This window comes from Halococcus hamelinensis 100A6, assembly GCF_000336675.1.
In the GTDB taxonomy this organism is placed as follows: Archaea; Halobacteriota; Halobacteria; order Halobacteriales; family Halococcaceae; genus Halococcus; species Halococcus hamelinensis.
Window position 1 is genome coordinate 57,712 of record NZ_AOMB01000042.1, and the last position, 24,078, is coordinate 81,789.

Consider the following 24,078-nt stretch of genomic DNA (forward strand, 5'->3'; position numbering starts at 1 on the left):
CTTATCCGCGACGCGAGCCTCTTCGAACCATGAACGACGCGTCCGCGGAGCTCGACCTCGACGGGTTCGACCGCGCGGTCCTCAACGGCTTTCAGGGCGGGTTTCCGACCGTCGAACGGCCGTTCGAGCCCGCCGCGCGGGCGCTCCGCGAACGCGGCATCGAGGTCTCGGAAAACGACCTCGTCGAGCGGGTCCGACGGCTCGACGAGGCGGGCACCCTCTCGCGCTTCGGCGCGCTGATCGACGCCGAGGCCATCGGCGGCACCGCGACCCTCGTGGCGATGCACGCCGACGAAGACGAATTCGACGCGGTCGCCGAGCAGGTGAACGCCCACCGCGAGGTCGCCCACAACTACGAGCGCGAACACCCCCACCTCAACATGTGGTTCGTGGTTTCGGTGGCCAACGAAGACGAGGTCGAACGAGTGCTCGCCGATATCGCGGACGAGACCGGTGAACAACCCTACAACCTCCCGAAGGAGCACGAGTTCCGGGTCGAGGCGAAGTTCCTGCTCGACGGCCCGATCTCGGATGGCGACCTCGACCTCTCGGGCCTCGGACCCGACGTCGAGCCCAGCAACCGCAACTCGTTGACGCCGGACGAACGCGACCTCGTGGTCGAACTCCAGGGCGGGCTCCCCATCACGGCGACACCCTACCGCGACGTCGCCGACGCGCTCGGGGCGGACGTCGAGTGGGTGGTCGCGACTATCAAGCGGTTCGTCCTCGAAGGCAAGGTCCGGCGGGTCGGCGTGGTGCCGAACCACTACGCGCTGGGCTACACGGAGAACGGGATGACCGTCTGGAACGTGCCCGACGACTTGGTCGCCGAGGTCGGGCCGGCGATCGCCGAGCTCGATTTCGTGACCCACTGCTATCAGCGCCCGCGTCACGAGGGCGTCTGGCCCTACAACTTCTTCGCGATGACCCACGGGCGGAGCGAGGACGAGAGTCAGCACCGGGTCGAACAGGTTCGAGAACGGATGACCGAGTTCTTCGACGTCGACGAGGACGACTGGGACACCCTCTTCTCGACACGCATTCTGAAGAAGACCGGCATCCGGATGGCCGAGCGCGCCGCCGCCAACACCGACGGCGCGACCGCCGAACGATGACCATTCGGCGTGGTTGGCGGCAGAACTGGTATCGTTCCGCGAGCGAGCCAACGGCGAGCGAGCGGTTTTTTTGGCCCAGATTTTTTGCACGAGGGGTGCGCGTCAGCGCACCCGAGTGGAAAAAAGGTGGGTGTGGATGATACCGCTGCTCCACGACTTCACCGATTCGACGGTCCTCGTCTTCGGTGGTGGAACGGTGGGTGCGCGAAAGGCGCGCCGGTTCGCGCGCGAAGCGCGAGTCGTGGTCGTGAGCCCGACGTTCACGGACGCGGAATTCGGCGACGTGGAGCGGGTTCGGGTCGCGCCGACCCCCGACAAGGTCCCCGAGTGGTTCGACCGAACGCGTCCGGCGCTCGCCGTCGCGGCGACGGACGACGAGGACCTCAACGACGCCATCGCGCGGGCGGCGCGCGAGCGCGGTTCGTTGCTGAATCGGGCCGACCGAAGTCGGAGGGGAAACGAGTCGGTCGATGGAGCCACCGGGGGTGAACGAAGCCGCGAGGTAGTCGTGCCCGCGACCGTTCGCGACGACCCGGTCGTGATGGCGGTCGCCACGGGTGGGCGGAGCCCCGCACTGAGCCGGTACCTCCGCGAGCGCTTCGAGACGGAGTTCGCCGGCGCGGGTGCGATGGCCGACCTCACGGCCGATATCCGGGCGGAGCTCCGCGACCGGCTCCCGCCGGAAAAACGGCGGGCGGCGGTCCGGGCGGTGGTCCGCGCCGATCGGGTTTGGAAGGCTTTAGGTAACTCAAGGACCAACGCGAGACAAGAGGCGAACTCAGTGATCTGCGATATGCTCTCGGGAGGTGACGGTCGATGACGGTGGCTACCGGCGTGATCTCGGGCGTGAGTCTCGCCCACGGCACCGCGAGCGTCGAGCAGATCGAGGCGGCGTGCGTGGAGGACGACCACGCCGCCGTCGAGGCGCTGCTGGCGCACGACGGAGTCCGGGAGGCCGTCTGTCTCCAGACCTGCAACCGGTTCGAGGTCTACGTCGTCTCCGACGACCCCGAGCGGGGTCGCGACGTCGTCACCTCGGTGGTCGAGGAGTTCCCCGACGAGGCGGTCGTCGAACTCAGCCACGAGGAGAGCCTGCGCCACCTCATGCGAGTCGCGTGCGGGCTCGAATCGCTCGTGCTCGGCGAGGACCAGATCCTCGGCCAGGTCCGGAACGCCTCCACGGCCGCCCGGTCGATCGGCGGCATCGGGCCGGTCCTCGAAGAGGCGATCGAGAAGGCGATCCACGTCGGCGAGCGCGCCCGCACCGAGACGGAGATCGGCGAGGGCGTGGTCTCGCTCGGCAGCGCCGCCGTGGCGCTCGCGGCCGACGAGCGCTCGCTGGCCGAGGCCACCGGGCTGGTGATCGGCGCGGGCGAGATGGGAACCATCGCCGCCCAGTCGCTCGCTCGGTCGCTCGACCGGCTGCTCGTCGCGAACCGCACCGAGGCGAACGCGGCCCACGTCGCCGACCAGGTCGAGACCGACGCCGCGGCGGTCGCGCTCGACGACCTCCCCGACGCGCTCGCCGTGGCCGACGTGGTGGTTTCGGCGACCGGCAGCCCGAACCTCGTCGTCGATGCGGACGACCTCGACGCCGCGGGTGAGACGCTCTTCATCGACATCGCCCGGCCCCGGGACGCGCCGGCCGCCGCCGCCGACCTCGACAACGTCGACCTCCGCGACCTCGACGCGCTCGAATCCGTGACGAACGAGACCCGCGAGCGCCGTCGCGAGGCCGCCGCCCGAGTAGAGGCCATGATCGACCGGGAGTTCGACCACCTGCTCGCCCACTACAAGCGCGCCCGCGCCGACGAGGTCATCGCGTCGATGTACGAGAACGCCGAGCGGATGAAACACCGTGAGCTCTCGCGCGCGGTCTCGAAGCTCGAAACCGACGGCCTGACCGACGACCAGCGCGCGGTGGTCGAATCGCTCGCCGACACACTGGTGAGTCAGCTCCTCGCCGCCCCGACCAAGAGCCTCCGGGACGCCGCCGAGGCCGACGACTGGACCACGATCAACTCCGCGCTCCGGCTGTTCGACCCCTCCTTCGACGGAGCGAGCATCCCCGAGCCCGACACCACCGAGGTCTCCGCCGAGACCCGCCACGCGCTCGCCACCGCGGTTCGCGAGCACCTCGACGACTAACACCCACCTTTTGCTGCGCTCGTTCGGCGCTTCGCGCCTCACTCGTCCCAAAATCGCTCCGCGATTTTGTGTGCCAATCAGAACTGCGAAGCAGTTCTGATGACGCTGGCAAAATGTGGATCAAAAGCCTCCTCCTTCCCACCGGAAGAGCTTCGCTCTTCCGTGCCCTCGCTCGCCTCCGGCTCGCGAGAACGATAGTCAGTCGTCGGCCCGCTCACTCGGCTTCGCCTCGCTCGCGGTACAATAACATCCCCATCCACAGACCGCACCGCCGACCGCCTCCGTACTGCCTACCGCAACCGCACAGCACCGCCTCCGCCGAAGCCCTCGACCGCTCGCTCCGCTCGCGGTCTCGCCCTTCATCCGCCAGGACCGCGTCCGCTTCGCACCGCCACCGCCCGGCGACCGCGCCGCACCGCGGCCGCCGCCACCGCACCGCGACCGCCGTGCCGCAACGCTTTCGCCGAACCGGAGGCGAGGGATCCGCATGAGCACCATCGACGAGAAGCGCGTCCACGCCGCGAACACGGACCCGGTGGCGCTGTTCGTCGCCACCGACGTTGGCCTCGTGCGCGTCTCCGTCGCGGGCGAACGCGTCGGCGAGATCGGACTCCTCGACCGCCGATCCGCCCGTGACGTAGCGACGACCGGCGAAACCATCGCCGTGGCGACCGACGAGGACGTCCTGGTCGGCGAGGACCTCGACGAGACCGGCTTCGGACCCGCGACGGCGGTCGGCTTTTCGGACGACCTCTTCGCGGCCGCTCCCGACGGCACCGTCGCACGCCGAACCGACGACGAGTGGCTCGACTGCGGCCAACTCGAAGGGATTCGAGCCATCGACGACGACCTGATCGCCGCCGAAGACGGAGTGTATCGCCTCGCCGACGACGAACTCTCCTACTCGGGGCTCGACGACGTTCACGACGTCACGGGGGGGACACCGCGTGCCGCAACCGCCAGTGGACTGTACCGCCTCGGAAACGGCTGGGTCAACGAACTCGACGGCGGCTTCGAGATGGTCGCCGGGGGACCGTCCGGGGTCGCACACGCGGTCACCGAGACGGCGTTCTACGCCTTCGACGGCGAGTGGACCCGGGTCGACGGAGTGGGGAGACGGGTCGTCGACGTCGCCCGCGGGGTCTATGCGGTCTCCGCCGACGGAACCCTCCTGACCGCCACCGACGACGGCTGGCGCGAGCACCCGCTCGGCACGCCCGGCGCGCACGCGGTGGTCGCGCGCCCGGACCGAAAACCCGTTTAGGTGCCCCGCGAAGGGGTGGACATGATCGTCAGCGCCTCCACCTCACAGTCGCTCGCGAGCGCGCTCGCCGCCGAGACGGGCGAACCGCTCGCGGCGACCGCCGTCGAGCGCTTCCCCGACGGCGAGTTTCAGGTCTCGGTCCCCGACTTCGACGCCCAGCGCGCGGTCGTGGTCTGCGCCACCACGACGGCCGACGCCCACCTCGAAGCGCTCCAGTTACAGGACGCGGTCCGCGAGGCGGGCGCGGAGGAGGTCGTCACCGTCATCCCCTATCTCGGCTACGCCCGACAGGACAAGGCGTTCGAACCCGGCCAGCCTGTCTCCGTCCGGGCCATCGCACGGGCGCTGAGCACCGGCACCGACCGGGTCGTCACCGTCACTCCCCACGAGGAGTCCGTCCGCGAGTTCTTCGACGTCCCCTGTACGACCGTCGACGCCGCCGGCGTCCTCGCCGACCCCCTGCCCGACCTCCACGACCCGGTGTTCGTCGCCCCCGACGCGGGCGCGACCGACCTCGCGGCGACGGTCCAAGACGCGTACGGCGAGGGCGCGGTCGACCACTTCGAGAAGACCCGCCACAGCAGCACGGAGGTCGAGCTCGAACCCCACGAGTCGGCGATCGCCGACCGGGACGTGGTGCTCGTCGACGACATCATCGCCACCGGGTCGACGATGGCCGGCGCGGTCGCCCACCTCCAGGAAGGGGGTGTCGGTCGGGTGTTCGTGACCTGCGTCCATCCGGTGCTCGCTGGCACCGCACGACTCCGGCTCGCCCGCGCCGGCGTCGAGGCCGTCTACGGCACCGATACCGTCGAGCGCGCGGAGACGACCGTCAGCGTCGCGCCCGCCCTCGCCGACGCGCTCGATGGCTGACCGGCGCGAGCGCTACTCACTCTAGCGGAATCGACGAAGCGGCCGGTTCGAGGTCGTCGCCGAACGCCGGGCGGTCAGGAGCGTGAGAACGGGAGCTTCTGGTCGAGCGCCCCGGCGACGAGATCGCGGTTCTCGCGGGCGAACTCCCAGAGGAGGGAGGCGTCCTCCCGATGGAGGAGCTTCGCGATCGCGAGGAGCTTCCCGCCGTTCGCGGCCGCGAGGGTGTCGGCGCTGAGCTGGTGGAGGTCGTGGATCAGCCGGTCGTAGCGCTCCGTCGGGGCGTAGTAGAGGAGGTGGGTCATGAACAGACGGAGCTTGACCTTGGGCGCGACGTTGCGGTGCCAGAGGTCGGCGTAGACCTCGATCTCGTCGGCCGAGGTGTCCTTGATCCCCGTGAGACACCGGTCGGCGGTGACCGCCGCCGCCCGTCCGGATTTCATCCCCTTGTGGATCCCCTCCCCCCAGAGCGGGTCGATCGAGGGGACGGTGTCGCCGACGGCCATGAAGTTGTCCGTACAGAGCTGGGCCGGCGGCTGGATATGTGCGGAGCCGCGGTGTTGTTTGCCCTCGATGCGCTCGGCGTCCGCGAACCGCGGGTCGTCGGCCAGCCAGTGTTCGAAGTAGTCGTCGATGCGGGTCGGCGTCGACCCCGAGTGGTACTTCTCGTTCTGGATGTAGCAGATGCCGACCTTCGCGGTGTCCTCGCCGGTGTGGAAGATCCACGAGTAGCCACCGGGGGCGACGTCGTGGTCGAGCCGGAGCATCATCGCGTCGCTGAGGTCGGCGTATCCGGGATGGTCCATCTCGACGCCCTCCATCTCCCACTCGATCCCGATCGCCTGGTACTTCCGTTCGAGCTCGCTCACGCCGAGGTGTTTCGCGATCGGGGCGGCGGGACCGGTCGCGTCCACCACGATGTCAGCGTAGACCTCCTCGTCGCCGTCGTACCGAACCCCGACGACGTCGCCGTCGTCCATCAGGGGTTTCGAGACGCGGGAATCGAAGCGGTAGGTCGCGCCGTACTCGCGACCGTCGCGAACCAGAAACCGCTTGAAGTTCGGGAAATCGAGCACCGCGCCGGGCTGTTGGAGTGTGAAATCGTCGGTCGCCGACTCCAAAACCACGTTCTCGGTGTAGTGCATCACGGCCTCGTCCGGGATACCGAACGAGGACATCATCGAGGGGAACGTGCCGCCGGTCGATTTGTTGCTCTGGACCGGGAACCCGTCTTCGGCTTCGGTTTCGAGAACGAGAACGTCATAGTTTCGCATAGCGAGATCGCGCGCACACTGCGCGCCGGCGGGACCAGCGCCGGCGACAACGACGTCGAATCGATCCGTCATACGGGTAGGTCCGCCGGAATACTATTCAATCTTGCTAGCTGGGCTTCCCAGCGAATCACCCACGTCCGGTCCGTGTCGACCAGCTCGGCCCCGAGGTCGGCGGTACGATGGTGATCCGGGAACGAGTTGCTCCGTGGACGGGTGAGGACTTCCGGGATGCCCTTTGGTCGGATATGGCTGACCCCGTCTATTCACGGGACGATAATTCATTGGTACCAACCATAGGTAATATTGGTTTAATACTTTGGTACGGAACATGGACAGTGGTCCCTTCTGGCACTGACCGAATATGTGGACTACGCTCGCAACCGATTCCGACTCCAGTGCAACCGTTGTTCTCAGTACAACCTCACTGCGTTGATTAGTGGCGTACGAACGAAAATTTTTATTGTCCCACTACAGCGCGATTTCCCATGGGTGCGATATCAGCGGCCCGAGAAGCGACGAGTGCGGTCATCAGGAATCCACTGTTGATGGTGGTAATGCTTTTCGCTGGGATAGCACAGGTCCCGTCACTCGCCGTTCAATTCGCGAACTCCGGGACGATCCTTATCGTCGGAGGTATCATCAGCGTCGTCTTCCTGCTCCTCGTACCGTTTTTCTATGGCGGCGTGATCGGCATGGCAGCCGACGCCCTCAACGGGAAGACCGATCTTCGAAAGTTCCTCCACGAAGGCCGGGACAACTATCTCACGATATTTGGAGCCTATGTGTTGTTCTTCGTCGCGATGGTCGCCTTCGTTATCGTATTGAGTCTCGTCGGCGGGATCGGGGGTTTCGCCGCCGTTTCGTTCGGACAGGCTGGAAGCGGGACTGGAGCCGGGGCAGCCTCGCTGCTGGCAGTCATCGTCGTTCCACTCGTCATGTTCGTTCTGTTCGTGGCGTTCGTCTTCTTCCTCCAGTTCTTCGGCCAGGCGATCGTTCTCGACGACAGAGGCGTCATCGGCGGATTCAAGGGGAGTATCAACGCGGTCCGGGGAAACAAGCTCAGCACACTCGGGTATATGGTCGTCGTGATGCTGTTCTCGATGGTATTTAGCGTCATCGGGGTCCTCATCGGTGCTCTCCCTGCTCTGGTCGGGGCGAACGACCTGCTCGTGGTCGGTGCCGTTCTCGTGGTCGTCCTCGTCGTGGCGACCGGCGTCTTCGGGGCGTTTACCGCCACCTACGGAGTCGCCTTCTACAGGCAGATCAGCGCTCCTATGGAGTGATTGGATACACCCTCGCGACCAGTCCTGCCGAGCCCGATTTGGATTCGACCCTCTCTCAAGTACGATACTAGGTACAAGCCTGCGTCCGAACTACCTGGCGCGAGGATCGCGGGTTACGATCGCCCACCACTTACTCAAACGGATGTCGTGGCCGTCTTTTGTCCGCTTCCAGCGGACGGCACTTCTCGTGGAGGCACCACTCCGACGACGGTCAGTGGAGGTTGGGCGCATCTACGGCGGCCCGTGCCGCCCGGAGCGCGTTCGCTACCCGATGGTCGGGACGAAGACGCACGTCATCCACGCAAGACTCGGGACGCTCTCGGACGTCGTCGAGCAGGACCACCAGCTCGCGATCGTTGCGCCCGGGGTTGTAGCCTCATCACCACCGAGACAGAGTCATGAACGCGCGAATCATCACAGCTACGCCGGGCCCTGAGCGCTGTCTTTCACCTCATTCCCTCGACGACGAATTCACTGTCCCGAGCGAAGACCGCTAATGAGATGGTCACTGCCCGACGCTATTACTTGACTTGCTTAATTCTCGTTAGGGAAGAGCTGGCTGTAGTTGCTGTAGTAGCTGGCAGTGCCGCCTCGCTCTGAGATCTCCTCAACTCCGTTCTCGTAGGTGAGGATGTCAATCTGACCCCCATCGACGACACCGGTGAACGTATTCTCACCGACGAAGCCATCTTCCTCTTCCTCGGCGTCGATCACACCCACGATATCCCCGCCATTGAGTCTGAACTCGTACTCGACACGTTCACCATTGGCGACAATAGTCAGTGCTCTATCCGGTCGCTGTCCGACATGAGCGGCCTTTCCGTCGATGGTGACCCGTGCCTCTCCATCGAGGTCGAACGCTATCAGGTCTCCATCGTACTTGTAGGCATCCTTTCCGGACTGTACCGAACCAGCCGCCCCATACTCGTTCCTCCTGTCGCTCTGGTCGATAGTCGCCCCGTACGCTCTACTTACCAATGGGTACGACTCCGTTGCGAACGAGTACTCGGCGTTCTCTCCGGTCCCCTCGATGACAAGGGTGTGGTCGGGCCGCTGCCCAACTCGAGCGGCCTCACCATCGAGGTCGACGTCGATTGCACCCGACCCTTCGAAGTCGAACGAGTAGAGCGGCCCGGTGAACGTGTAGGCGTCCGTTCCGCCCCCGACTCCCCCGTGGGCACTGTTCCCGACGATCTCGTCGCTACTGTTGATACTCGCGCCATCGGCCGTACTCTTTTCGAGATTACCACCGACGGTAAACGAGTACGACGNGTTCCCGACGATCTCGTCGCTACTGTTGATACTCGCGCCATCGGCCGTACTCTTTTCGAGATTACCACCGACGGTAAACGAGTACGACGTGGAGGGACCAGTCCCCGTGATGACGAGTGTGTGTTCGTCCGGAGCCGCTGTCGCACTTCCGACGGCACCGAGACCCGCTACTCCGACTGCACTTACGGCGAGGAATTTACGTCGCGAGACATCGACCGACCGCGAATCATCCGCATTGCGGAGGGCGCCATTGGATTTCATAACCACTCATACATCTCAGAGTTTTTGTAATAAGCTTTGTGCAGATTTTTGATAGGTAATAAGCTTTCTGTGTATGTGTACGAGAGCGCTCACGCGACCTGCATGAACGCTGACCTTGGAAGCTACTGTTCACTACGCACGCGGGGGTGTAGTGTCGTCACTGAACGCGGAACTTGCGAGAAACTGGAGAGCGTGTAGACGTGGTATTTCTGGCTGGATTACTTGTACCCCAATGCCTGTAATTGCTCGTCGACATCGGGATCACCTGCATCATCCGGTGTAACTGTCGGTTCGTACCCTCCATGGTCATTCGCCACCGTCTCGACCCACGGTACGCGCCGCACTTGGGGAAGAAGACTCCCGATCGGATGCTCATAGACACCCCACTCACCAAACGCCTCGCCGTGGTCCGCTGAGATAGCGACTTGCTCGGCGTCAATATTGTCAAGCAGTAATTCGACGTCGTCTAGAACGTAGCGGAGGTCGTCGAGATATGCGCCCAGCACAGTCTCGCGGTCAACACCGGATCTGAGGGCTTCGAACGGCTCATTCTCATAATCGTAGAGCGGACGGTCCTCGGCAAGGGCCCGTGCGGCGTACGGCCTGTGTGGCTGGCTGTAATGGAGTATCATACGGTCGAAGTCGTGTTCACGGCCGACCGAAATGCCACGGTCAGTCACGAACCGCGGGCCGGTGTACGCACCTGGATGGCCGTATGCATCGTCGTCGCCCGTTGGTTCGTACTGCCAGACATGCTCGACCAAACCGAGTTCGCTCTCGTGTGGAAATTCCCAGTCTCCCCAATCGAAGAAGTAGTTCGCCGGTGCCGACGCCTTGTAGTCACGCACTCCGCCCTGAGCTTCGAGTACAAACTGAGCGTAGCCATTGCATGATAGGTAGGCGGTATCACGCAACTCGTCGGGTGAACGGCGTTGAAATGTCGCCGTAATCCATTCGGCGGAGCTGCCACCACATGATGTGATGGCACCTACATCACCGAGGAAATCATATTCGGGAGCGATAGCTCGGAGCGCGTCGACCCGACACGTATCGAGAAGGATGAGGAGATCCCACTCTTTATCGAAGACGTTAGTGCCGAGATGTCCACGCGAAGACAGCCACGTTCCGACTCGGTTTCCAGCACTCGTAATAAACTCTTGTGGATTTGTAGCAAATCGTCTTGTGCGTCGATTAATGGATTTTATCATAGCCTATTAAAAAAGAGCCTGCAAAATAACGCTTACCACTGCTTTGATCCGCCGCGCCTGTATGTAGGATATGTCCTCACTCTGATTGGCCGTCAATGTTTGATATCAACCCAATCACAGCACCGTTTCTTCGAAAAATTCGCGGTCTTCTGGCTCGATTCCAAGAAGGAGCAGCACGAGAGCGAATGCTGCTGTCCCGACGATCCCACCACCAATCAGTAGCGGAATACCGGACACAGGAGATACATTTCCCCACCCGGTCAGAGCGCCCGCACAGGCGACCCCCGCAACGACTGGCTTCAGGAAATTGAGAGAGTACGGGAACAAACCCTCCGTGTACCAAATCTCCGCGACGTAGACGATGTTCGAGATGATCGAAACCGTGAGTGTAGCTGATGCCGCTCCGATGAGACCGAAGCTCGTGATGAAGAAGTAATTAAGAATTGCATTAACGATTCCTGCCCCCCAACGATTGGTTAGCATGAGGTACTGATGGTCAGTCATCATCAGCGTATAGCCGGTGGGACCAGTTGCGGCATTAGCGAAAAACGAGATGACGAACAACGAGAGAACTGCTGCTCCACTTGAAAAGCCACTGCCGAAGATCGAGAGCAGTTCACTCGAATAGAAGACGAGTCCAACTGCAGCGAGAAGTGAAAATGTGAACGACCAACGGTTGACCTGTGTGAAAAGGGCATCGAGTTCCTCTATATTCCCATTACCATACATCTTGGCGGCGATGGGCGGGTAAATCGTGTTGAGTCCATTCGAAGGAAGGGTAATCAGTTGCGCAAGGATTGTAGATAGATTGTATATTCCAATGGCGCTCCCCGGAAGAAAGAATCCGACCATGAGAATATCCACTCTATTTTGGATTAATCGACCAGTATCGCTCATTGTCAGTGGTATCGAATAGTTGTAGAATCGCTTGAGTGATGGACGGGATCCACTGAGACTCGGTGAGAAATCTGTCATACGGACAAACAACCAGGTTGCAAAGGTGATCGTGAGAAGCGCTGCAATCACCTCTGCAACGACGACGTTGAAGAGCGTAGCACCGAGTGCTATGGCTCCGCTGAGCGTTACTATCCGGAAAGCGTAGCTACTGATTCCATTTGAGATGACTTGGAGCCCTGCCTGTTCCTGACTCCGAAAGACACTCGCAATACAACCTAGTACAGTTGTTATCGGCAGTGTGATCGCGAACAGTTGGAGAACTCGTACTAGACCGGCCTGCTTGTCCGTATAGTCAGCTATCAATGGAGCTGCAAAGTAAAGCGCCACCGCCAAAACAGAGGCTCCAACGATCGACGTGAGGATGGATAATCCTATGACTCTGTTTTGTGCCGTTGAATCATCATCGAGGTCGGGAACGAACCGGATAATTGACTGGTCCGTTCCGAAGTTCGCGATCGTCTCACAAATATTGATCAGCACCTTCCCGAATGAGTAGAGACCGTAGAGCGTTGGACCAAGCCCGGTAGTCAGGAGATACGTCGTGACGAACCCCAAACCCCGCATCGTGAGCATCCCACTCATGTTGGCTCCAGCACCGCGAATGATCGACTGGAGGGGTGAAGATGCCTCAGACTCGGCGTCATCAGACATATGGACTCTGCTTATCCTGCCCTCGTATGAGCGTTTCTTTCCGACGAGACCACATTCATGTGAGACCAAGGAGAACTATATCCAGCAAATCTGACCATCCTTACCAATGATTCGGAGCGATTTGGCCCCATATTGTGCCTATAACTATGAGAGTGTCAACTCCCGACGCCAAGATATTTGAGGACGACGACCGCGACCGCCAGCTCGACGAGTTCGGTGCGAACCACAGCTCGGTCACAGGTCCCTAAACCAGTTTTTCGCGACTGTTGGCACTGGGTGCGGACCTCGCGAGAGAATCGAGAGCGCGGACGCGTGGCTACTGCCGACGTTCATGATCGGAGATCTAATCGTGTCAGGTGAATCTCATACAGGTAGCTATCTACTCTAAGACTGCTTCGTGAATTTGTTCGTAGTTAGCATACACAGCAGGTCCGTTACCAGGATTGGTAGTCCAGCTATGTCTCGACGACATCAATCGACCGTATCCCGTGGATCCGGTAGATCGAGAGTACGGGTGACTCGCCCTATTTCCAGCGCATGTCGAGAAAGGCTCGATCTTCGTCGAACTCGCCTTTGCTCTCGGTCGGTCCGTGGTCCGACTCGTCAGAATCCGAGGGGAGCCCCCGACCGCACTCCATCCACCAGTAGCTATACTCGGAGAGCGCCGCACGGACATCTACGCGACACCCTCAGACGTACCGCTGAGGGCATGTGGTTACCGAATAGAGAGTGCCCGGGGTGGGCTCCGAACCCACGATCTCCGCATATCCCAGGTCCGAGGCGGCGGCCTCGGGGGAAACGCACTGTCAAACCCTATGAGTGCGGCGCTATGTCCAGCTAAGCCACCCGGGCTACTTCGGGGTATTCGACTCCCGGACATTAACCTTCTCATCTGGTCTCCGGCAGTCTTATGCCGAACGATCACACAGTCGTGGCATGGACGTCCCGGGAATCGTCCGCGAGCGCCTCGGGGACGAGCGGCGGATGACCAGCGTGAACATCGGTGGCGAGGACCGGGTCTACGTCACGCCGCCGCGGACGCTCGTCTACCACGCCTCCGGGCTCTTCAGCCGCGAGTCGATCGACGAGTACTCCCACGACGCACGCCGGTTCGACGTCTCGGCCAATCGTCGCGAGGCCACGTTCGCGTTCGAGTACGACGACGGGGTCGAGGCGTTCTCGATCCCGCGCGAGCGCATCGAGACCGTGCTCCCGCCGGTGCTCGCCGGCGTGCTCCGAACCACCGGACACATCGACGACGAGGAATCGGTCGAGGAGAGCTATCGCTTCGGCGAGCGGACGGTCGTCGTCACCGAGGCGCAGGTGCTGACGTCGGTGGGCGAGGCGGTCTGGGACCACGACCACGACAGCTACGCCTACGAGGAGATAACCGACCTCGCGTTCGACGATGGCGACCTCGTCGTCGTGGTCGACGGCCGGTCGCGCCGGATCGAACTCGACGACGACAGCGGGCGCGAAGCCTACGAGACGGTCGAGGCCGCACTCCTCGCCTACCACGGCGTCGGGAGCGTCGACGACATCGGCCGTCGGTCGCCCGAACGCGCTTCGAGCGAGGAATCGCGAGCCACGGGAGGCGTCTCGCCCGCCGAGGACCCGACCCGCGACTCGACGACCGATACGGCCCCGGCGACCGACACCGCGCCGCCGACCGAACCGGACGACCCGAGCCCGGAACCGCTCTTCGGACGCGCCGACGAACCGGCCGAACCCGCCGGACCGACCGAATCGACCGAACCCGCCGAATCGACCGAACCCGACGAAGCGACCGAACCGACGGATCGGCCGTCCGAGGACGTGGACCGGCCACTGGAAGCGGCCGACCAACGGAGTGGGAACGACGACGGGGACGAATCGACCGCGTCGGCGAACGACACCGACTCGGGTATCGTCTCCTCCCCACCGCCGAGTTCGCCCGCACCGGGTGGTCCGACCACCGGTCCGCTGATCCCGGACGCACCCGACTCCGGCACCTCGCGGCCCGAAGCGGGTGACGACCCGGCGAGTGACGGGGAAGCTCCACCGGCTGTCGATCCCGCGACGGAGACCGAGTCAACGGCGGGTAGCGAAACCACAGCAGATACCGAGTCCACAGCGGGTGGCGACCAAGCAACGGATGTCGACTCCACGACGGACGCCGACCCCGCAACGAGCACCGACCCCGCAGTCGATGCCGAGCGACACGGGAGCGACATCGCTGCCGAAGCACCCGACCTCGGGGCCGAACTCGACGCGCTTCGCGAACAGGTCGACCGCCAGAGTCAGCTTCTCGAACGGAATCGGGAGCTCCTCGAACGCCTCGTCGAGACCCAGGAGTCGAAGCGCGTCAGCGACGACCGGTAACTTTCTCGATACACGACGACCCGAAGGGTCCGAGCTCGCCGTTGTCGAACCGGATGAAGTGGCCCGTCGAGATCGACGCCCCGCACCGCCGGCAGGTGAACTCACCCTCCCGAACCACGACGTCGCTGCCGAAACTGACGTACTCGCCCGACCGAACCCGAAGGATCCCGTCCTCGCGGTCGACGACGCCACGCTTTTCGGCCTCGTCGAGGATCGTGCGGGTGGTTCGGGGTTCGGTCGTCACGGTTTCGAGCCGGTCGAGCGCCGTCGCGAGGTCGAGCCGACCGTCCTCGAGGTTCGCGAGGAGTTCGACACCGAGTTCGACCGTGTCGTCGCTCACGCCGGCGTTCGGCGGCGGGTGGGCCTAAGCGTTCCGCGATGGGGAGCGGACCGAAGACCGGGACCCGATCAGCCGATGGAGCCAGCCGCGGGCTCCGGGAGGTCACCGGGCAGGAAGTCGGGGTCGAGTCCCGAGACGCGACAGAGGTCCCAGAACGTCGCGAGGTTGCTCGTCACCGTCGGCACGTCGGCGATCTCGTCGACCGCCGCGAGCGTCGGGTAGTTCGTACAGGAGACGAACAGCGCGTCGACCGCCCCGCCCGACGCTTCGGTCGCGTCGAGCAACGCCGTCGCCTGTTCGAGCGCGTCCTCCGGCGTGAGTCGCCCGATGTCGGTGTTGGGCTCGATCCCGCGTCCGTCGAGCGCCACCACGTCGTAGCCGGCGTCGGTGAGGTAGTCGCGTTCGCGGTCGTTGAGTTCGTCGACGTAGGGCGTCGCCACGGCGATCCGGGTCGCATCCAGGGCGTCGAGCAGGCGCTGGACCGACAGCGCCGTCGCCACGGCGGGCGCGTCGGCGACCTCGGCGAGGTCGGCTTCGAGTTCCGTGTCGAAGCCGTGGCCGTGGAGGAGGCTCCCGGTGGTGCAGGCGTAGGCGACCGCGTCGACCTCCGCGTGGGCGAGCCGCTCCGCAGCCGCGACGGCGTCGGCCGCCATCGCGTCGAGCGCTTCGACTGTGACGTCCACGAGCCCCATCCGTGCGGCGTGGACCGACGCCGCAGCCGGCGTCCACGTGGCGAACTCGGGTTCCACAGTTGTATTCGAGGAGGGGACGACGACCCCGAGTCGCAGTCGGTCTCCGACGACGGTCGGGTCGGGGTGACTCATTCGCTCACCTTCCCGTCGGCACGGTCGCGCTCGCGGGCCGCGGGGTCGCGGTCCGCGGGGTCGCCGTGGCCGCCGCCACCCGGTGTGAGCAGGCTGACGGTCGTGCCGGCATCGACGTCGACGGAGGTCTTCGCGTCGACCGCTTCGCCGTCGATGAGATTGCACCCGAGCGCCCCGTCCTCGCCGCCGGCGAGTCCGGCGGGCGGAACCCGACGACGTTCGGTCAGGAGCGAGACCGTCGCGTCCCTCTCGACCGTGAGGGAGCGTTCGAGGCCGAGGCCACCCCAAAATCGACCGTCGCCGCCGCTGTCGGGGCGAAAGCCGTACCGCTCGACGCGGAGCGGGTAGGCTGTTTCGAGCGCCTCGACGGGTGTGTTGAGCGTGTTCGTCATCCCGACCTGAACGCCGTCCATCCCGTCTTTTCCGGATCGTGCGCCGAACCCGCCCGCGACGGTCTCGTAGTAGGTGAATGAGCCGCTTCGGCTCCCGACGATGAGGTTGTTCATCGTACCCTGGCTCGCGGCGGGAACCCGGTCGGGCACCGCCTCGGCGAACGCCGCGAGCACGACGTCGGTGACCCGCTGGCTGGTCTCGACGTTGCCGCCGACGACCGCCGCGGGCAGGCTCGGGTCGAGCAGCGACCCGTCGGGGATCTCGACCGTCACCGGGTCGTAACAGCCCTGATTCGGCGGTATCTCCGGGTCGGTCACACAGCGCACGACGAAGTAGACGGCGCTCTTGGCGACCGCGACCGGCGCGTTGAGGTTTCCGGGGACCTGCTCGGCGGTCCCCTCGAAGTCGACGGTGAGACGGTCGCCGTCGACGGTGACGGTCGCCTCGATGGGGATCGAGACGTCCTCCGGGTCGGTTCCCGAGCGGTGTTCGAGAACGCCGTCGCCCTCCAGCACGTCGCTCGCGGTGTAGGTGCCGTCCGGCAGCGACTCGATCTCGGTCTCGATCCGGGCGCGCGAGTAGTCGACGACGGCGTCGAAGGCGTCGAGCACGAGGTCGCCGTGGTCGTCGAGGAGGTCCCCCAGGCGCTCCTCGGCCCGGTCGTTGGCCGCGATCTGGGCTCTGAGGTCCGCACGGCGTTCGTCCGGCGTACGGACGTTGGCGAGCACCAGCGCCATCACGTCCTCGTTCACCGTCCCGCGCTCGCGACCCGGCTCGGAACCGTCCGAACCCTCCCCGCCGACGACCAGTCGAACCGGGGGCAACCGGAGCCCCTCCTGGTAGATCTCGCGCGCACCCGCCGGCATACTACCCGGCGTCATCCCGCCGACATCGGCGTGGTGGGCACGCGAGACGGCGTAGCCCAGCACCTCGCCACGCGGTGCGAGCGGCGAGACGAGGGTCACATCCGGAAGGTGGGTGCCGCCGTCGAAGGGGTCGTTGAGGACGAACACGTCGCCCGGTTTCGGGTCGCGGTCGCGGACCGCGTCGACGGCCTCGGGCATCGCGCCGAGATGGACGGGGATGTGTTCGGCCTGGGCGACCATCCGGCCGTCGGCGTCGAAGAGCGCGGTCGAACAGTCCTGGCGCTCCTTGATGTTGGGCGAGTACGACCCGGTGATGAGCACCTGTCCCATCTCCTCGGCGACGCTCTCGAACTGGTTGCGGAGGATCTCGAGGGTGACGGCGTCGATCCCGTGGTCGCCGTCCGTGTCGGAAGTCGAGGGGTCGGGGCTCACTCCGATCCCTCCGTGAGCACCGCGGTGCCGTCGGGGTCGACACGTGCTTCCCAGTTCGGGGGAAGGACGACCGTGCTCTCGTCCTGTTCGAGCACGGCGGGGCCCGCCACCGTCTCGCCCGGCGGCAGGCGTTCGCGGTCGTAGATCTTCGTTCGCCGTGCGCCGTCGGCGAAGTGGGCTTCGCGTTCGTCGACCAGCGCGTCGCCGGGGGCGTCGTAGGCGACGGCCGGGTCGGCGCGTTCGACGGCCGCCTCGACCCGGAGGTTCACGAGGTCCACGGTCTCGTCCATCCGGTAGCCGTAGGTCGTCTCGTGGGCGGCGTGGAACCGACGGGCCACCGCCTCGGGGTCGAACGGCCGGTCGGCGGACACGGTCAGTTCGAAGCTCTGGCCGGCGTATCGGAGGTCGGCGCGGCGGGTGAGGACGGCCGAGGCGGGGTCGCTGCAGTCCTCGCGCACGGCGGCTTCGAGGTCTTCGTAGGCCGTGTCGACTGCCGAAACGTCGGCCGCCGCGAGCGACTCCCGGTGGGTGCGAACGGCGTCGTGTTTCTCGTCGGCCGCGAGCAGGCCGAACGCCGAGAGGACGCCGCAGGCCCGCGGGACGACCACCGTCGAGATGTCGAGGCGGTCGGCGAGCGCCGCGGCGTGCATCGGGCCCGCGCCGCCGAAGGCCACGAGGCCGAAATTTCGGGGATCGTGGCCGCGTTCGAGCGTGACCGCGCGGATGGCCCGGGTCATGGTCGCGTTGGCGACGCGGTAGACCCCGCGGGCGGCGTCGAGCGGGCCATCTAGATCCGCTTCGTCGGCGAGGTCGGCGAGCGCGTCGCGGGCGGCCTCGACGTCGATTTCGAGCTCGCCGCCGAGGGTCGTGCTCGACCCGATGAAGCCGAGGACGACGTTGGCGTCGGTCACGGTGGGGTCGGTCCCACCCTGGCCGTAGCACACGGGACCGGGATCCGCGCCGGCCGACTCGGGGCCGACCCGGAGCGCGCCGCCGGCGTCGACCCAGCCGATGCTCCCGCCCCCCGCGCCGACGGTGGTGACGTCGACCATCGGGGTGCTGACGGGATAGTCGCCGATGACCGCGTCGGTCGTACGCTCGACCTCGCCCTCGCGGACGAGGCTCACGTCGCTCGACGTGCCGCCCATGTCGAAGGTGACGAGCCCGGCGTGGTCGCGGTCGGTCGCGCCGCCGACGCTGGCGCGCGCGCCGACGACCCCGGCAGCGGGGCCGGAGAGACAGGTCCGCACGGCGTGCTCCCTGACCGTCACGGCGTCGGTGATGCCGCCGTTGGCCTGCATCACGGTCGGTTCCGGCACGCCCGCCTCCGCCGCGCGCTCGACCAGCCGGCCGATGTAGGCGTCGATGGCGGGGGTGACGTAGGCGTCGGCGACGGTGGTCGACGTCCGCTCGTACTCGCGGAACTCGGCCAGGACCTCGTGGGAAGTCGAGATGGGGACGTCGAGTTCGGTTTCGAGCACGTCGGCGACGGTCGTTTCGTTGTCGGGGTGGGCGTAGGCGTGGAGGAGACAGACCGCGACCGCCTCCGCATCGCTGTCCTCGATCCGACGGGCGACGTTGCGGACGGAATCCGGGTCGACCTTCCGCTCGATCCCGTCCGTCGTCGCGCGCTCGTCGACCGTAAACCGGCGGCGACGCGGCACCAGCGGGGCGGGTTTCTCGGCGTCGAGGTCGTAGAGCGAGGGTCTGTTCTGCCGACCGATCTCGAGCACGTCGCGGAACCCCTCGGTCGTCACGAGCGCCGTCCGCGCGCCATTCCCTTCGAGCAGCGCGTTGACCGAGACGGTCATCGCGTGGGCGAAGTCGTCGATCCCGTCGGGGTCGACGGCCGCCCGCTCGCAGGCCTTCTCGATGCCGTCCATCACGCCGACGCTCTGGTCGCCCGTGCTCGGGACCTTCGCGGTGACGAGGTCGTCCCCACGGAGGAGCACGACGTCGGTGAACGTCCCGCCGACGTCGACGCCGACGGTGGTTTTCCCACTCACTCAGATCACCCCCACGATCGAGAGCAGGCTGCGGACCCCGAGCCAGACGACGACCAGGGTCACCAGCGCGCCGAGGGCGTTCTGCACGGTCGTGTTGACGTACTCGCCCAGCGTGTCGCGGTCGTTCATCACGAGGATGAGGAAGAGCGCGATGATAGGAAGGAGGATACCGTTCGCGACCTGGGCGAAGAGGATGGCCTCGACGGGGCTGTAATCCAGCGCCGAGAAGACGACGCCGACGCCGAGGATCGCGACCCAGACCGCCCGGAACCGTGTGGACTTGAGGTCGCCCTCCCAGCCGAGCGCGCCGGCGGTGGCGTACGCGCCGGCCAGCGGGGCCGTCGTCGCGCTGGTGAAGCCCGCGGCGAAGAGGCCGATACTGAAGAACACCTGCGCGTAGGTGCCCGCGACGGGTTCGAGCTGTTCGGCCATCCGACCGACGTCGGAGATCTCGGTCCCGACGGGGAAGACCGCCGCGGCGGTCACGAGGATCGAGAGCGTGATCAGCCCGCCGACCACGATCGAGAGGATAGTATCGGTACGGCACTCGGTGAGGTCCTCCGGGCCGCTCCAGCGCTCCTGGACGCTGCTGGCGTGGAGGAAGAGGTTGTAGCTCACGACGGTCGTCCCGATGAGGCCGGTGATGAGGAAGGCCGACCCCTGTGGGACCGAGGGGACGAACCCGGCCGCTATCGCGCCGAGGTCCGGGCCGATGAGGATCGCGTCGATGAGAAAGGAGACCCCCATGACCGCCACGAGCGCGACGAGTGCCCGCTCGATGAGTTCGTATCGACCGGTCCAGAGCAACGCGGCGGCGACGAGCCCCATGAGCGGCCCCCATATCGACGCGCTGACGCCGGTCACGGTTTCGAGCCCGGCTGCACCGCCGAGGATGTTTCCGGTCTCGTAGGCCGCGGTGCCGATGCCGATGGCGCTGACGACGAGCGCGACGCTCGCGTAGCGCAGCGCCGGTGAATCGAAGCGGTTCCGGAGCGCCTCGCCGAGCCCTTCGCGCGAGACCAGTCCCAGCCGGGCGCTCATCTCCTGGAGGACGATGGTGGCGACAACGGAGAAGACGATCGTCCAGATCAGCGCATAGCCGTAGGCCGCGCCCGTCACGCTCGCGGTCGTCACGGTGCCGGGCCCGATGAAGGCCGCCGCGACCATCGCGCCCGGTCCGACCGAGCGGATCCGGTCGACCAGCGTCACTGTGTACCCCGTTCGTGTGTCATGCTCACACGAGGCTCGCTCGTGGGGATAAGGGTTGTTATGAGGGGTGTGCATCGACGACGTGTCCCCTATGATCGGATGTGAAGCGAGACGTGCGGACCGTCCAGTTCGAACGGTCTCGTGGGGAGTCGTCCGGGAAGGTGCACCGTCAGGACGATCCGACCGAGCGCTCCGTGATGAGCACCTTCGAGACGCTCTCCTCGATGTCGAGTTCGACGGGGAGGTCGCGGACGCTTCGCTCGATGAAGCGCATCATGAACCACCGGAGCGACGCGGAGGGGAAGACGACGTGGTAGGTGTCGCCCTCGGCGGCGCGAACCGAGACGAACCCACAGAACGAGAGCCAGTCCAGGAGGTCGCCGACGGTCTCGAACCGCTCGGCGTACTCGCGGGCGTGGTAGTCGGCGACGGTGTCGGCGGCCTCGACGAAGGCCGGGTCCGGCTCCCCCGACCCGTCCTCGACGTACTCGAGAAAGCAGTGCAGGAAGTCCACGTCGAGCAGGACGTGTTCGCCGCTCGCGAGCATCCGGTGGTAGGCCGCGAGGTTCGGCCCGGCGTCGGTCGTCGCGGCGTCGACGTTCGCGGCGTAGAAGTCGAGCGCTCTGCGGACCACCTCGCTCCGGCCCGCCCCGGTGTGGTCGAGGAGGGTGTCGAGCGCCGCCGCTGCGTCGTCGTCGAGCGAGACGGTCACTCGGTCGGTCGGCATAGCGAAGAAGGGAGGCTGGACGGGGAATAGTTGACGCTCGATCCCTCGAGAGTCCGTGGACGTCCGACCGCAACACGCATACTCGGCGGTCGCACGATATCGGACGTGTCACGCGTTCCCCGGTGGGCGGTCGGCGCGGCGGTCGTCGGGTCGGTCGTGGCGCTCGCGGCGGTGGTGGTCTCGCCCGACGCGGTGCTCGCGTGGGTGGCGACACTCCGGGCGGATCCACTGCTGTTCGGGCTCGCCGTGGTGGCGCTCTACACCGTGCGCCCCGTCGTCGCGTGGCCGCTGAGCCTCTGTTCGGCGGTCGTGGGCTACGGCTTCGGCCTCGTGGGACTGCCGTTCGCGCTCGCGTGCGTCTGCCTCTCGTGTCTGCCGGCCTACGCGCTCGGACGCACCGCCGACAACGGGTCGGGCTTGCTCGATCGGGTCGGCAGCGCCGGCGAACGCTTCTTCGAACGCACGGGCGGCGTTCGCGGGGTGGTCGCGGCGCGCCTCGCGCCGCTGCCCGCCGAACCCGTCTCGTTCGGGGCGGGCGTCTCGGGCATCGGGCTCCGGGCCTATCTCGTCGGCACGTTGCTCGGCGAGACCCCGTGGACGGCCGCGGCCGTGCTCGCGGGCGGTTCGGTCTCACGGCTCGCCGTCGAGGGGGTCGGGGGCGTCGGAATGGAGTTCGTCGCCGCGGCGGTCGCGGTGGCCGGGCTACTGCTCGCGGGGCCGGCCTACGACCACTTTCGAGAACGTTACCAGAACGTGTCCGAGCAGTCGTAGACCACGCCGTGGCGCGGGCAGACGTACTCGCAGTGACGGTGTTCCATCGCGGCTCCACAGGCCGGACACGGGCGGCCGCGCGTGGACTCGATTCCGTCGGTCGTCTCGTGCATACCTCGGGGATCCGGGCGGCGTGCCTAAGCCTTTCTCCGCGGAGCGACGAATTGGGTGGGAATACGGCCAAGCTTCATTCCGCCGAGGAACCCATGGAAGCCATGAGCGAATCGCAACGCGGGTCGGTGGTCCTTTCGGTACTGACGGCACTGCTCGCAGGCGTCGCAGGAGTGGCCGGGTCGTACGCGCTCGCGGGCTACTCGGAGTCGTTCGTCGCCGCACCGGTGACGTCGGTCGTGACCCAGAACGCGCCGGGCGTGCTCCTCCAGTTCGCGATCGGACCGCTGACCACTATCGGCACCCAGATCGGGATCGAACACCTCGGCCAGCAGGCCAACCTCGTGCTGGCGGTCGGGCTCGGCGTCCTGCTGTTCGCCTGCCTCACGCTCGCGGCGCTCGCGACCGGCCGGCGATACGGGAACCGGTTCGTTCCCGTGGGGATCGCCGGGGTCCTCGTCTGGCTCGCGGCCGCCGTCCTCACTGGTGCGCCGGTGACGGCGCTCGGGGCCGGTCTCGGGAGCGCGGTCGTGGTCGGCCTCGCGGGGCTCGCCGGGACGGCCGGCGGAACCAGCGAACCGGTCTCCGGCGGTCGTCGGTCGGTGCTCGGAAGCGTCGCGGGCGTGTTCGGCGTCGGCGTCCTCGGCTACCTCCTCGGGAGTCGTGGTGGGGGGAGTACGAGCGAGGCCGCCTCACAGGTCGAGATCGGCAACGAGAGCGAGGGCGGGAATCGGAACACCGCGGGCGGCAACGCGAGCGGTGGAAACGCGAGCAACGGGAGCGGTGGGGAGGGCGGCGGAAACGGTGGCCCGTCGGTTGGCGAGATGCTCTCGCTGGCGGAGTCGAAATCGCTCGGTATCGAGGGGCTCGAAGGACTGGTGAGCGGCGAGGACTTCTATCAGGTCGACATCAGCAACATCGACCCCGACGTGAACGCCGACGACTGGTCGCTGTCGGTGACCGGGGCGGTCGAGAACGAGGGGAAATTCACCTACGACGACATCACCGGAATGGCGTCGGAGAACCGCTTCGGCACGCTCCGGTGTGTCAGCGACGACCTCAACGGCAAGAGCATGGACAACGCGGTCTGGACCGGCGTGCCGATGGGGCGCGTGCTCGACGAGGCGGGGCTACAGGGTGAGTACGTGATGCTCCGGGCGGCCGACGACTACTACCAGGAGTTCCCCGTCGAGGCGCTCAGAACCGGCTTCCTCGCCTACGGCATGGACGGCGAGGTGCTTCCGCAGGCTCACGGCTACCCGGTCCGGGCGCTGATCCCCGGCCACTGGGGCGAGATCAACGTCAAGTGGCTCACGGGGATCGAAGTGCTCGACGACCCCGCGAAGGGCTTCTGGGAGAAGAAGGGCTGGCACGGCACCGGGCCCGTCAACACCGTCGCCAAGCTCCACGCCACCAACCGCCTCGACGACGGCCGGATCCAGGTCGGCGGCCACGCCTACGCCGGCACCCGCGGGATCGACAACGTGGAAGTCTCGACCGACGGCGGGAACTCCTGGACCGACGCGACGCTCTCCGCGGTGCTCACCCCGAACCTCAACGGCGACGTCTGGCGACAGTGGGAGTACACCTACGACTCGCCGGGCGAGAGTCACGAGGTGGTGGTGCGCGCGACGGACGGCACCGGCACGCTCCAGCCGAAAAAGACGCAGAAACCGTTCCCGAGCGGGGCGACCGGTTGGGTCTCGAAGACGATCGACGGCTGAGTTCGATTTCT

The 24,078-nt window shown here is 65.9% G+C and carries 20 protein-coding genes and 1 tRNA gene; 10 read left to right on the forward strand and 11 right to left on the reverse strand.

What is annotated here, in order from left to right; translation table 11 throughout:
* Positions 1–29 precede the first annotated feature (29 nt).
* The 5 genes from ahbB (at position 30) to prs (ending at position 5,400) form a co-directional block, all read left to right on the forward strand.
* A complete protein-coding gene (ahbB, locus tag C447_RS15405; protein WP_007695565.1) occupies positions 30–1,115 on the forward strand; it encodes a siroheme decarboxylase subunit beta in 1,086 nt (361 codons plus the stop codon).
* Positions 1,116–1,251: 136 nt separating this feature from the next.
* Entirely contained in the window at positions 1,252–1,935 is a 684-nt protein-coding gene (locus C447_RS15410; protein ID WP_007695567.1) for a precorrin-2 dehydrogenase/sirohydrochlorin ferrochelatase family protein, read from the forward strand.
* Positions 1,932–3,263: a glutamyl-tRNA reductase gene (hemA, locus tag C447_RS15415; RefSeq protein ID WP_007695569.1), complete on the forward strand. Its 1,332-nt coding sequence runs from the start codon at positions 1,932–1,934 to the stop codon at positions 3,261–3,263. Before C447_RS15410 ends, hemA begins: the two co-directional genes overlap by 4 nt.
* Before the next feature lie 487 nt (positions 3,264–3,750).
* Entirely contained in the window at positions 3,751–4,527 is a 777-nt protein-coding gene (locus tag C447_RS15420) for an HVO_0234 family beta-propeller protein (protein ID WP_007695570.1), read from the forward strand.
* A 21-nt stretch (positions 4,528–4,548) separates the two neighbouring features.
* The gene (gene prs / locus C447_RS15425) at positions 4,549–5,400 is read left to right on the forward strand and encodes a ribose-phosphate diphosphokinase (RefSeq protein WP_007695573.1); all 852 of its coding nucleotides are present in this window, start codon (positions 4,549–4,551) and stop codon (positions 5,398–5,400) included.
* Between the two features lie 74 nt (positions 5,401–5,474).
* Here the strand turns inward: prs and C447_RS15430 are convergent, their stop codons facing one another.
* A complete protein-coding gene (locus tag C447_RS15430; RefSeq protein WP_007695575.1) occupies positions 5,475–6,743 on the reverse strand; it encodes a digeranylgeranylglycerophospholipid reductase in 1,269 nt (422 codons plus the stop codon).
* A 413-nt stretch (positions 6,744–7,156) separates the two neighbouring features.
* Here C447_RS15430 and C447_RS15435 point away from each other — a divergent pair, with 413 nt between their 5' ends.
* Complete coding sequence (locus C447_RS15435; RefSeq protein WP_007695577.1) at positions 7,157–7,954, forward strand: DUF7847 domain-containing protein; 798 nt, start codon at positions 7,157–7,159, stop codon at positions 7,952–7,954.
* A 214-nt stretch (positions 7,955–8,168) separates the two neighbouring features.
* Positions 8,169–8,390, forward strand: coding sequence for a hypothetical protein (locus C447_RS18270; protein WP_169316563.1), 222 nt, complete (start codon positions 8,169–8,171; stop codon positions 8,388–8,390).
* A 1,315-nt stretch (positions 8,391–9,705) separates the two neighbouring features.
* Here C447_RS18270 and C447_RS18690 read toward each other — a convergent pair.
* The 3 genes from C447_RS18690 to C447_RS15455 all read right to left on the reverse strand — a co-directional run bounded on the left by C447_RS18690 (position 9,706) and on the right by C447_RS15455 (position 13,155).
* Complete coding sequence (locus C447_RS18690; protein WP_239639192.1) at positions 9,706–10,695, reverse strand: alkaline phosphatase family protein; 990 nt, start codon at positions 10,693–10,695, stop codon at positions 9,706–9,708.
* Between the two features lie 114 nt (positions 10,696–10,809).
* A complete protein-coding gene (locus tag C447_RS15450; RefSeq protein ID WP_007695583.1) occupies positions 10,810–12,303 on the reverse strand; it encodes a flippase in 1,494 nt (497 codons plus the stop codon).
* 730 nt (positions 12,304–13,033) lie between these two features.
* Positions 13,034–13,155, reverse strand: a tRNA-Met gene (locus C447_RS15455).
* Positions 13,156–13,239: 84 nt separating this feature from the next.
* Here C447_RS15455 and C447_RS15460 point away from each other — a divergent pair.
* Positions 13,240–14,664, forward strand: a complete 1,425-nt coding sequence (locus C447_RS15460; protein ID WP_007695585.1) for a DUF7115 domain-containing protein — start codon at positions 13,240–13,242, stop codon at positions 14,662–14,664.
* On the opposite strand, the gene C447_RS15465 is transcribed toward C447_RS15460, so the two are convergent.
* The 6 genes from C447_RS15465 to C447_RS15490 all read right to left on the reverse strand — a co-directional run bounded on the left by C447_RS15465 (position 14,648) and on the right by C447_RS15490 (position 21,461).
* The gene (locus C447_RS15465; protein ID WP_007695586.1) at positions 14,648–15,004 is read right to left on the reverse strand and encodes a DUF5830 family protein; all 357 of its coding nucleotides are present in this window, start codon (positions 15,002–15,004) and stop codon (positions 14,648–14,650) included. The genes C447_RS15460 and C447_RS15465 overlap by 17 nt on opposite strands.
* 68 nt (positions 15,005–15,072) lie before the next feature.
* Positions 15,073–15,828, reverse strand: coding sequence for a maleate cis-trans isomerase family protein (locus tag C447_RS15470; RefSeq protein ID WP_007695588.1), 756 nt, complete (start codon positions 15,826–15,828; stop codon positions 15,073–15,075).
* Entirely contained in the window at positions 15,825–17,519 is a 1,695-nt protein-coding gene (locus C447_RS15475; protein WP_007695590.1) for a hydantoinase B/oxoprolinase family protein, read from the reverse strand. Before C447_RS15475 ends, C447_RS15470 begins: the two co-directional genes overlap by 4 nt.
* Positions 17,516–19,525, reverse strand: a complete 2,010-nt coding sequence (locus C447_RS15480; RefSeq protein ID WP_007695591.1) for a hydantoinase/oxoprolinase family protein — start codon at positions 19,523–19,525, stop codon at positions 17,516–17,518. The genes C447_RS15475 and C447_RS15480 overlap by 4 nt, the downstream gene beginning before the upstream one ends.
* Positions 19,526–20,692, reverse strand: a complete 1,167-nt coding sequence (locus C447_RS15485) for an Nramp family divalent metal transporter (protein WP_044956193.1) — start codon at positions 20,690–20,692, stop codon at positions 19,526–19,528. It abuts the gene before it with no gap.
* Between the two features lie 211 nt (positions 20,693–20,903).
* Complete coding sequence (locus tag C447_RS15490; protein ID WP_007695593.1) at positions 20,904–21,461, reverse strand: ribbon-helix-helix protein, CopG family; 558 nt, start codon at positions 21,459–21,461, stop codon at positions 20,904–20,906.
* Between the two features lie 105 nt (positions 21,462–21,566).
* On the opposite strand from C447_RS15490, the gene C447_RS15495 reads away from it, so the two are divergent.
* The gene (locus C447_RS15495) at positions 21,567–22,232 is read left to right on the forward strand and encodes a TVP38/TMEM64 family protein (protein ID WP_007695594.1); all 666 of its coding nucleotides are present in this window, start codon (positions 21,567–21,569) and stop codon (positions 22,230–22,232) included.
* Here the strand turns inward: C447_RS15495 and C447_RS18275 are convergent.
* Positions 22,205–22,345, reverse strand: a complete 141-nt coding sequence (locus tag C447_RS18275) for an HVO_2523 family zinc finger protein (protein WP_007695595.1) — start codon at positions 22,343–22,345, stop codon at positions 22,205–22,207. The two genes, C447_RS15495 and C447_RS18275, sit on opposite strands and share 28 nt — an antisense overlap.
* Positions 22,346–22,438: 93 nt before the next feature.
* On the opposite strand from C447_RS18275, the gene C447_RS15500 reads away from it, so the two are divergent.
* Positions 22,439–24,067, forward strand: a complete 1,629-nt coding sequence (locus C447_RS15500; protein ID WP_007695596.1) for a molybdopterin-dependent oxidoreductase — start codon at positions 22,439–22,441, stop codon at positions 24,065–24,067.
* Positions 24,068–24,078 lie beyond the last annotated feature (11 nt).

What these genes read in the sequence shown, in the direction of transcription:
- ahbB (WP_007695565.1), top strand. Translation starts at nt 30, where the DNA reads ATGAACGACGCGTCCGCGGAGCTCGACCTCGACGGGTTCGACCGCGCG.
- C447_RS15410 (WP_007695567.1), top strand. Translation starts at nt 1,252, where the DNA reads ATGATACCGCTGCTCCACGACTTCACCGATTCGACGGTCCTCGTCTTC.
- hemA (WP_007695569.1), top strand. Translation starts at nt 1,932, where the DNA reads ATGACGGTGGCTACCGGCGTGATCTCGGGCGTGAGTCTCGCCCACGGC.
- C447_RS15420 (WP_007695570.1), top strand. Translation starts at nt 3,751, where the DNA reads ATGAGCACCATCGACGAGAAGCGCGTCCACGCCGCGAACACGGACCCG.
- prs (WP_007695573.1), top strand. Translation starts at nt 4,549, where the DNA reads ATGATCGTCAGCGCCTCCACCTCACAGTCGCTCGCGAGCGCGCTCGCC.
- C447_RS15430 (WP_007695575.1), bottom strand. Translation starts at nt 6,743, where the DNA reads ATGACGGATCGATTCGACGTCGTTGTCGCCGGCGCTGGTCCCGCCGGC.
- C447_RS15435 (WP_007695577.1), top strand. Translation starts at nt 7,157, where the DNA reads ATGGGTGCGATATCAGCGGCCCGAGAAGCGACGAGTGCGGTCATCAGG.
- C447_RS18690 (WP_239639192.1), bottom strand. Translation starts at nt 10,695, where the DNA reads ATGATAAAATCCATTAATCGACGCACAAGACGATTTGCTACAAATCCA.
- C447_RS15450 (WP_007695583.1), bottom strand. Translation starts at nt 12,303, where the DNA reads ATGTCTGATGACGCCGAGTCTGAGGCATCTTCACCCCTCCAGTCGATC.
- C447_RS15460 (WP_007695585.1), top strand. Translation starts at nt 13,240, where the DNA reads ATGGACGTCCCGGGAATCGTCCGCGAGCGCCTCGGGGACGAGCGGCGG.
- C447_RS15470 (WP_007695588.1), bottom strand. Translation starts at nt 15,828, where the DNA reads ATGAGTCACCCCGACCCGACCGTCGTCGGAGACCGACTGCGACTCGGG.
- C447_RS15485 (WP_044956193.1), bottom strand. Translation starts at nt 20,692, where the DNA reads ATGGTCGCGGCGGCCTTCATCGGGCCCGGCACCGTGACGACCGCGAGC.
- C447_RS15490 (WP_007695593.1), bottom strand. Translation starts at nt 21,461, where the DNA reads ATGCCGACCGACCGAGTGACCGTCTCGCTCGACGACGACGCAGCGGCG.
- C447_RS18275 (WP_007695595.1), bottom strand. Translation starts at nt 22,345, where the DNA reads ATGCACGAGACGACCGACGGAATCGAGTCCACGCGCGGCCGCCCGTGT.
- C447_RS15500 (WP_007695596.1), top strand. Translation starts at nt 22,439, where the DNA reads ATGGAAGCCATGAGCGAATCGCAACGCGGGTCGGTGGTCCTTTCGGTA.